The sequence below is a fragment of the Pseudomonas sp. 06C 126 genome (assembly GCF_001855215.1).
GTDB lineage: Bacteria > Pseudomonadota > Gammaproteobacteria > Pseudomonadales > Pseudomonadaceae > Aquipseudomonas > Aquipseudomonas proteolytica.
The window spans coordinates 1-364 of sequence record NZ_MIFU01000036.1 but is presented as its reverse complement, the minus strand read 5'-3'; the positions used below and the strand labels follow the sequence as shown (position 1 = coordinate 364).

Sequence of the window (364 nt, the reverse complement as noted above, 5' to 3'; positions counted from 1 at the left end):
CGACGCCGACGAGCTGGCGGCGCTGATCGAGATCATCACCGACGTCGTCGAAGAGATCTGTGCCCCGGCCAACCGCTGGAGTGTGCGCACCGTCGGCGACTTGGAGCTGCTCGGCGATGAACCGGCGCGCCGGCTGCGCGAGGCCGTGGAATCCACGCCGGCCACCGCGCAGTTCCATGTGAACGTGGCAGTCGGCTACGGCGGGCGTCGCGAGATTGTCGACGCGGTGCGGGCGCTGCTGAGCAAGGAACTCGCCAACGGTGCGACCGCCGAGGAGCTTATCGACGCGGTGAGCGTTGAGGGCATTTCGGAGAACCTCTACACCTCGGGGCAACCCGACCCTGATCTGGTCATCCGCACGTCC

Annotated in this window: 1 pseudogene; it reads left to right on the top strand. The window is 67.6% G+C overall.

Features of this window, described 5'->3' with window-relative positions:
• Positions 1-364 (top strand): annotated as a pseudogene (locus BHC62_RS05930) ((2Z,6E)-farnesyl diphosphate synthase); the annotation flags it as partial.